The 1633-nt window shown below is 57.9% G+C and carries 3 protein-coding genes; 2 read left to right on the top strand and 1 reads right to left on the bottom strand.

The window, feature by feature from the left end:
• Together WA354_RS24010 and WA354_RS24005 are read left to right on the top strand one after the other, a co-directional pair.
• Positions 1-179: cold-shock protein (locus WA354_RS24010; RefSeq protein WP_472815556.1), on the top strand; the 179-nt coding region annotated here is incomplete at its 5' end.
• A 187-nt stretch (positions 180-366) separates the two neighbouring features.
• The gene (locus WA354_RS24005) at positions 367-762 is read left to right on the top strand and encodes a VOC family protein (RefSeq protein ID WP_472815555.1); all 396 of its coding nucleotides are present in this window, start codon (positions 367-369) and stop codon (positions 760-762) included.
• 14 nt (positions 763-776) lie between these two features.
• Here WA354_RS24005 and queG read toward each other — a convergent pair.
• Positions 777-1633: tRNA epoxyqueuosine(34) reductase QueG (gene queG / locus WA354_RS24000; protein WP_472815554.1), on the bottom strand; the 857-nt coding region annotated here is incomplete at its 5' end.

Genomic DNA, 1633 nt, shown 5'->3' with positions numbered 1-1633 from the left:
ACGGTGCCAAAGGGTACGGGTTCATTCAACGGTCTAGCGGCGAGGATGTTTTCGTGCACTTTTCCGCCATCCAGGAGAACGGCTACAAAACGTTGAACGAGGGAGACCCGGTCGAGTTTGAGTGCCAGCAGGGACCCAAAGGACTAAGCGCCGCAAACGTCAGCCGGGTGGTCGGGTAGATTTGCTTTTGCGGCCTCGCTGGCTGAGGTCGCTTTGAATTGCCGGTTGCCTTTGCGGTTTTCTCTTCCCGGGGGTCGTCTCAACAACCAGCTTGCCAAACGCCCATTGTGCGGCGGCACGAAGTTGTGTGCCTGCGATTTTCGCTGCCTTTGCGGATATCGCAGACTATTCTGTGAGCTGAGAGCCATGCTCATAAGCGCCACTCCCTTTTTCGTTGTCGATGATTTGCCCGCAACGCTCGACTTTTACCAATCGAAGCTCGGCTTCAACGTGCCCTATCAAGGCGGCGGTGAGGGAGACGTCAAGGACTACCGGGCCTTCGTCGGGCGTGACAAGATCATGCTGATGTTCAAGAGCATTGCGAGCGATGTGCATCCACAACCGAACTCCTCGCGGCACCCGTGGGCGCGATGGGACGTTTACATCTACACCGACGATCCCGACTCCCTTTACGCAGAGTTCACAGCGAAAGGCGCTCCAATCCACAGCGAACTGGCCAACACGAGTGACGGATTGAGAGCCTTTGAGATCAAGGACAACAACGGTTACGTGCTGTGTTTCGGACGGCCCATCAACAACTGACAATCTGCCCGGACTCAGGGAGTCAACCTCTCGATCGCCCATTGTGCAGCGGCGCGAATATTTTCGTCTGCCGACTCTGCCCACTCTTTCAAACGCGATGCGAAGCCTTGGCTTCCGCTGTTGCCCATAGCGATGGCGATATTCCGCCGCAATCCTGCGAACCCCGCCCGCCGCACCGGTGAACCGTTGAAGACGCGCTCGAAGTCCTTCTCGTCGAGCGAAGCCAGCCATTCCAGTGCGGGATTCACCAGCTCGTCCCGCGGCTCCAGTTCCGCATCTGCCGCGATCGGCGCTTTACGATTCCACGGGCAAACATCCTGGCAGATATCGCAGCCAAAGACCTGCCGCCCCATGCCCGCCATCAGTTCCGGTGCAATCGTACCCCTGTGTTCGATAGTCAGATACGAAATGCACTTCGTCGCATCCATCCGGTACGGCGCGATCAACGCGCCTGTGGGACACGCATCTAGGCATCGCGTGCACGTCCCGCAATGATCCTTGACTACCTCAGCTGTTTTCCCTTCTGGACTGACATCCAGCGAAGTCAGCAGCACAGCCAGAAATCCAAACGACCCCAGCTTCGGATGAATGAGGCACGTGTTCTTTCCCGTCCATCCCAGTCCCGCCGCCGTCGCCAGCGCGCGTTCTACCACCGGTCCCGTGTCGACATAGGCTCGCGATTCAAACGCACCAAAGTTCTCGCGCAATTTCGCATCCAGACTCTTCAGCCGCTTCAGCAGCACCTTGTGATAATCGCTCGGCCTGCGATTGCCATCTGCGTCTACGCGGCTGCTCCACGCATAGCGCGCGATCCACCCACTCTGTTGTTCGTCTGTTTCGGTAGAGAGTGGTTCCTCGCAGTGATAGCTCG

It is taken from the genome of Occallatibacter sp. (assembly GCF_049802275.1).
In the GTDB taxonomy this organism is placed as follows: Bacteria; Acidobacteriota; Terriglobia; order Terriglobales; family Acidobacteriaceae; genus Telmatobacter.
The sequence above is the reverse complement of the archived record's forward strand: the minus strand, read 5'-3'. Positions and strand labels throughout refer to the sequence as shown.